This is a genomic window from Streptomyces sp. 8K308 (genome assembly GCF_004348315.1).
Taxonomy (GTDB): domain Bacteria; phylum Actinomycetota; class Actinomycetes; order Streptomycetales; family Streptomycetaceae; genus Streptomyces.
Map to the genome: position 1 here is coordinate 1 of NZ_SMKC01000409.1, position 5,741 is coordinate 5,741.

The 5,741-nt window shown below is 70.8% G+C and carries 7 protein-coding genes; 4 read left to right on the top strand and 3 right to left on the bottom strand.

Translation table 11 applies throughout. From position 1 onward, the window contains the following. Together E1265_RS32670 and E1265_RS32675 are read right to left on the bottom strand one after the other, a co-directional pair. A partial coding sequence (locus E1265_RS32670) for an LLM class flavin-dependent oxidoreductase (RefSeq protein WP_132934585.1) occupies positions 1-1,064 on the bottom strand: 1,064 nt, incomplete at its 3' end. A 121-nt stretch (positions 1,065-1,185) separates the two neighbouring features. Beyond that, complete coding sequence (locus E1265_RS32675) at positions 1,186-1,677, bottom strand: MarR family winged helix-turn-helix transcriptional regulator (RefSeq protein WP_132934579.1); 492 nt, start codon at positions 1,675-1,677, stop codon at positions 1,186-1,188. A gap of 118 nt (positions 1,678-1,795) precedes the next feature. Here E1265_RS32675 and E1265_RS32680 point away from each other — a divergent pair, with 118 nt between their 5' ends. The 4 genes from E1265_RS32680 (at position 1,796) to E1265_RS32695 (ending at position 4,820) form a co-directional block, all read left to right on the top strand. After that, positions 1,796-2,458, top strand: a complete 663-nt coding sequence (locus tag E1265_RS32680) for a hydrolase (RefSeq protein WP_132934580.1) — start codon at positions 1,796-1,798, stop codon at positions 2,456-2,458. Positions 2,459-2,490: 32 nt separating this feature from the next. Next, on the top strand, positions 2,491-3,522 hold the full coding sequence (locus E1265_RS32685; RefSeq protein ID WP_132934581.1) for an LLM class flavin-dependent oxidoreductase: 1,032 nt from the start codon (positions 2,491-2,493) through the stop codon (positions 3,520-3,522). Positions 3,523-3,540: 18 nt separating this feature from the next. Continuing rightward, positions 3,541-4,245 carry an NAD(P)-binding domain-containing protein gene (locus tag E1265_RS32690; RefSeq protein ID WP_132934582.1) on the top strand — a complete coding sequence of 235 codons (705 nt, stop codon included), beginning with the start codon at positions 3,541-3,543 and terminating at the stop codon, positions 4,243-4,245. A gap of 197 nt (positions 4,246-4,442) precedes the next feature. Beyond that, complete coding sequence (locus E1265_RS32695; RefSeq protein ID WP_132934583.1) at positions 4,443-4,820, top strand: DoxX family protein; 378 nt, start codon at positions 4,443-4,445, stop codon at positions 4,818-4,820. Between the two features lie 96 nt (positions 4,821-4,916). Here the strand turns inward: E1265_RS32695 and E1265_RS32700 are convergent. Then, a partial coding sequence (locus tag E1265_RS32700) for an HAD family hydrolase (protein ID WP_132934584.1) occupies positions 4,917-5,741 on the bottom strand: 825 nt, incomplete at its 5' end.

Below are 5,741 nucleotides of genomic sequence, written 5' to 3' on the forward strand. Positions count from 1 at the left end.
GCGGCGACCAGCGAGGCGTGGGTGGGGGCCTCGGGCACGTGGGCCGGCCGGCCGGCAGCGAACTCGCGGCGCAGGACGGGGACGACCTCCTCGCCGAGGATGTCGATCTGCTCGAGCACGGTCTTCAACGGCAGGCCGCCGCCGTCCACGACGAACAGTTGGCGCTGGTAGTCGCCGGCGTACTCGCGGAAGGTGAGGGTCTTCTCGATGACCTGCTCGGGCGTCCCCACGGTGAGCGGCGTCTGGGCCGTGTACTCCTCGAGTGACCGTCCGCCGTTGATCTGCGGCATGTGGTCGAAGTAGGGGCGGAACTCGCGGACCGCGGCCTGGGAGTCGCGGCGCATGAAGACGTGGCCGCCGAGGCCGACGATGGCCTGTTCGGCGGTGCCGTGGCCGTAGTGCGCGTAGCGGGTGCGGTAGAGGTCGACCATCCGCTGGGTGTGTTCCTTGGGCCAGAAGATGTGGTTGGCGAAGAAGCCGTCGCCGTAGAAGGCGGCCTGTTCGGCGATCTCGGGGCTGCGGATGGAGCCGTGCCAGACGAACGGCGGCACGCCGTCCATCGGGCGGGGGGTGGAGGTGAAGCCCTGGAGCGGGGTGCGGAAGCGGCCCTGCCAGTCGATGACGTCCTCGCGCCACAGTCGGTGGAGGAGGGCGTAGTTCTCGATGGCGAGGTTGATGCCCTCTCGGATGTCCTGGCCGAACCAGGGGTAGACCGGTCCTGTGTTGCCGCGGCCCAGCGTGAGGTCGACGCGGCCGTCGGCCAGGTGCTGGAGCATGGCGTAGTCCTCGGCGATCTTCACCGGGTCGTTGGTGGTGATCAGCGTCGTCGCGGTGGAGAGGACCAGCCGCTCGGTGCGGGCCGCGATCCAGCCCAGCATGGTGGTGGGGGAGGACGGCACGAACGGCGGGTTGTGGTGCTCGCCGGTCGCGAACACGTCTAGGCCGACCTCCTCGGCCCGCTGGGCCATGGCGACCATCGCCTTGACGCGCTCCCGCTCGGTCGGGGCGCGGCCCGTGGTCGGGTCCACCGTGATGTCACCGACGGTGAAGATTCCGAACTGCATCGTCATCCCCTCCCTCCTCTGGTTGATGGATCAACCTCCATCCTCCAGGGATTCGGTTGACAAGTCAACCAGGTGCCCGTGGGCGCCCTCCCGGCCCTGGCCGCCGGCGGCCGACCGTTGGCTAGCGGTCGGCCGCCTCCTCGTCGGGGCAGGGGGTTTTCTCCCACTGGGCGGTGACCCGGTCGGAGATCCGGGCGAGTGTCTCCAGCTCGTGCGGGGTCACGTGGTCGAGGAAGAGTTGGCGGACGGCCTCGACGTGCCGTGGGGCCGCGGCCTCGATGGCCTCGCGGCCCGCGGGGGTGATGACGACGACCGCGCCCCGCCCGTCCTCCGCGCACTCCTCCCGGACCACCAGGCCGCGCTTGGCCATGCGGGCGATGTGGTGGGACATCCGGCTCTTCTCCCACTCCACCGCCTTGGCCAGATCGAGGAACCGGCAGCGGCCCTCGGGCAGGTCCGTCAGCTCGACCAGCACCGCGAAGTCGGCGGCGGAGAGGTTCGACTCGCTCTGGAGCTGGCGTGACAGCCGACCCATGAGCTTCTGTTGCAGCCCGACGAAGCTCCGCCAGGCCCGCTGCTCGGCGGGGGTCAACCAACGGGGGGTCTCGTTCATGCGGACAAGTGTAGTCAGTTTGTTGACGAATCACCTAAGGTGGACGGTTGACACGTCAACCAAAGTGATTGATGCTTCATCTAGTTCCACCCGGCAACCCGCCCCTAGGGAGATTCTCATGAGCACGTCATCGAAGACCGGTCTTGAAGCGCTGCTGACGCCCGAGAACAGCGTTCTGCTGCTCATCGACCACCAGCCGTTCCAGTTCGCCAACCTGAACAGCCACGAGCCGGCGCTGATCGTCAACAACGTCGTCGGCCTGGCCAAGACCGCCAAGGCCTACGGGGTCCCGACGATCCTGACCACGGTGCTCGAGGAGCGCGGCGGCAACCTGATCCAGCCGCTGCAGGACGTCTTCCCCGACCAGAAGCCGATCAACAGGACGTTCATCAACACCTGGGAGGACCAGCGGGTGGTGGACGCCGTGAAGGCGACCGGGCGCAAGAAGCTGATCATCGCCGGTCTGTGGACGGAGATCTGCGTGGCCATGCCCGCCCTGCACGCGGCCGGTGAGGGCTTCGACGTGTACGCCGTCACCGACGCCTCCGGGGGCGTGTCGGCCGAGGCCCACGACATGGCCGTGCGGCGCATGGTCCAGGCCGGCATCACCCCGATCACCTGGCTGGCCGTCAGCGGCGAGCTCCAGCGCGACTGGGCCCGCACCGACGCCGCCAGTCCCGAGGACATGGCCGCGGCCCTGATGCACGCCGGCGGCACCGGAGTGGCGTTCGCCTGGGAGATGCAGCTCCTCAACACCCCGGTTCCCCCCGCCGGAGTCTGAGTCGGTCGCGAGGAGCATGAAGGAGCCCACCCATGTCTGATCTCGTCTTCGGTCTGGACACCTTCGGCGATGTGCCGGAGGACGACTCCGGCACCCTCGTGTCCGACGCGACGGCCATCCGACAGGTCCTCGACGAGGCCGTTCTCGCGGACGGGATCGGCGTCGACGTCCTGGCGCTCGGCGAGCACCACCGCCCCGAGTTCGCGATCTCGACGCCGGAGACCGTGCTCGCCGGCATCGCCACCCGCACCAGCCGCATCCGGCTCTCCTCCGGCGTGACCGTGCTGAGCTCCGACGACCCGGTCCGCGTGTTCCAGCGGTTCGCGACCGTGGACGCCCTGTCGAACGGTCGGGCCGAGGTCATCCTGGGGCGCGGCTCCTTCACCGAGTCCTTCCCGCTCTTCGGGTACGACCTCAGCGACTACGACGTGCTGTTCGAGGAGAAGATCGAGCTCTTCGCGAAGCTGCTCGAGGAGAAGCCCGTCACCTGGAGCGGCACCAAGCGGGCCGCGCTCGAGGAGGCGGACGTCTTTCCGAAGACCGAGTCGGGGCACCTGAGCACGTGGGTCGGTGTCGGTGGTTCACCCCAGTCGGTCATCCGCACCGCCCGCTACGGGTTCCCGCTCATGCTGGCCATCATCGGCGGCTCCCCCGAGCGGTTCGCGCCCTACGTCGACCTCTACCGGCGGGCCACCGAGCAGTTCGGCACGGTCGCCCACCCGGTCGGGATGCACTCCCCGGGCTTCATCGCCGACACGGACCAGGAGGCCAGGGAACTCCACTGGCCGCACTACCGGGTCATCCGCGACCGGATCGGCGCGCTGCGGGGCTGGCCGCCCGTTCGCCGGGAGGAGTACGAGCGCGAGATCGAGCACGGCTCGCTCTACATCGGCTCGCCCGAGACGGTCGCCCGCAAGATAGCCCGCGCCGTCACCGCGCTCGACGTCGGCCGGTTCGACCTCATCTACACCACCGGGGCACAGCCGGTCAGCGCCCGCCTACGGGCCGTGGAGCTGTACGGCACGAAGGTGGTTCCGATGGTTCGCGACCTCCTCGCGGGCTGACGGCGGAACGGAGCGGACATGGACACCACGCACGTGTGGACCGTCGGCATTCTGGGGGCGGGGAAGGTCGGCACCGTGCTGGCGCGGCTTGCCGTGGCGGCCGGCTACCGGGTGCTCGTCGCGGGATCGGGCGATCCCGCCAGGATCGCCCTCACCGTCGAGGTCCTCACCCCCGGCGCGGTCCCGGTCACGGCGGCGGAGGCCGCGGCCAGGGCGGACCTCGCGATCCTCGCCCTTCCCCTGGGCAGGTACCGCGGCATCCCCGCCGACGCGCTGGCGGGCAAGCTCGTCATCGACGCCATGAACTACTGGTGGGAGGTCGACGGCGACCGCGAGGACCTGACCGACCCGCGCACCTCGTCGAGTGAGATCGTGCGGGACTTCCTGCCCGAGGCGCGCGTCGTCAAGGCGTTCAACCACATGGGCTACCACGATCTGGAGGACGGCGCCCGGCCGGCCGGGACACCGGGGCGCAAGGCGATCGCGATCGCCGGGGACGATCCGGACGACCTGGCCGCCGTCGCGCGACTCGTCGACGCCCTCGGCTTCGACCCCGTCATCGCGGGACGACTCGCCGCGGGCGTACGGCTCGAACCGGGCACCGAGCCCTTCGGCGCCAACGTCGGCGCCGAGGAACTGCGGGCCATGATCGACCGCTTCCCCGCCTCCGAACGCGGACGGACGGTCATCAGGGCGCGAACCGCCGCCTCTCCGGGGGCCTGACCCGCGGCCTGACCACCGAGCCGGCCTGGCCGCCGGTTCACTGACGGCCCATCGCCAGGACCGTCCGGCTCGAACCGCGCGGTTCGGCACGCCTTCCCACGTCACCCGTCACCCGTCGTCTCGCGCGCGGGATCACACACCCATCGCCGCGGCGCCCGCCAGCCGGGTCCGCGCGACCAAGACCACCCGAGGTACCAGTGAACGCCACCCTGTGGGCCGCCGCGGCCCTGCTCGCCCTCGTCTTCCTCGGGGCCGGCGGTGCCAAGCTCGCCCAGCCGAAGGAGAAGCTCGTCGTCTCCCCGTCCATGGCCTGGGCCGAGGACTTCGCGCCGTGGGTCCTCAGGACGATCGGCGCCCTGGAGGTGCTCGCCGCGATCGGGCTGATCCTGCCCGCTGCGGTGGACGTCGCCCCCGAGCTTGTCCCGCTCGCCGCGTCCGGCCTGGCACTGACCATGTTCGGCGCCGCGATCACCCACAGCCGGCGCGGCGAGGCCCAGTCGGTCGTCGTCAACGCGGTCCTGTTCGTCCTGGCCCTGCTCGTGGCCTGGGGCCGGTTCGGGCCGCACGCCTTCTGAGAACAGCCACCAGCGACGGGCCGCCGCCCCCGTCGCTGGGCCAGTACCAGAACGCCGTGACGAGCGGCGGCCCCATGGTGAAGTGGGCCGGCTCGGTCAGCCGCGCGTGGCGGGCCGGTGGCGTCCCAGGGCCGCGGCGACGAACCCCTCGAGGACCTGGGCGACGCCGTCCTCGTCGTTGGAGGGGGCGCGATGGCGGGCGGCTGTCAGGACGTCCGGGTGCGCGTTGGCCATGGCGTAGGAGTCGCCCACCGCGGCGAGCATCGGCAGGTCGTTGGGCATGTCGCCGAAGGCCGCGATCTCGTGGCCGGCTATACCGAGCAGGCCGCTCCAGGTGATCAGCGTCGTGGCCTTGGTCACGCCCGGTGCGCTGAACTCGACCAGCGAGAGACCGGTGGAACGGGTCGTCTCGGCGCTCGTGCCCACGGCCCTGAGGGCCCGCTCGTAGAAGTCCCTGAGCGGCAGCGTCGGGTGGTGGGCGAGGATCTTCAGCGCGCGTCTACCGGGTGCCGAGGTGAGGAGTTCGTCGGCCGCGCCGACCAGTTCGACCGTCTCCTCGCCGAACGACCAGGTCGGGTAGTGGGGTTCGCGACCGAAGCCGCTGTCGTACTCGACGGCGAACGACACACCAGGAAGCGCCTCGCGGACGCGAGCCACCAACTGGGCGGCGGTGGAAGGGGGGATCTGCGACACGCCCGCCAGGCTTCCGTCGGCGGCATGGGTGGCGGCCCCGTTGGCCGCGATGACGGCATACGGCCCGACCATCTCCAGCAGCGCCGGTACGGACCGCGGTGGCCGACCCGTGACGAGCACCACCCGGATCCCCACCCGCTCAGCCGCCGCCAGGGCGGCTCGGGTGCGTCGCGACGGCGTGCCGTCGCCGCGGAGCAGCGTTCCGTCCAGGTCGGACGCGATCAGCTT

What these genes read in the sequence shown, in the direction of transcription:
- E1265_RS32680 (WP_132934580.1), top strand. Translation starts at nt 1,796, where the DNA reads ATGAGCACGTCATCGAAGACCGGTCTTGAAGCGCTGCTGACGCCCGAG.
- E1265_RS32685 (WP_132934581.1), top strand. Translation starts at nt 2,491, where the DNA reads ATGTCTGATCTCGTCTTCGGTCTGGACACCTTCGGCGATGTGCCGGAG.
- E1265_RS32690 (WP_132934582.1), top strand. Translation starts at nt 3,541, where the DNA reads ATGGACACCACGCACGTGTGGACCGTCGGCATTCTGGGGGCGGGGAAG.
- E1265_RS32675 (WP_132934579.1), bottom strand. Translation starts at nt 1,677, where the DNA reads ATGAACGAGACCCCCCGTTGGTTGACCCCCGCCGAGCAGCGGGCCTGG.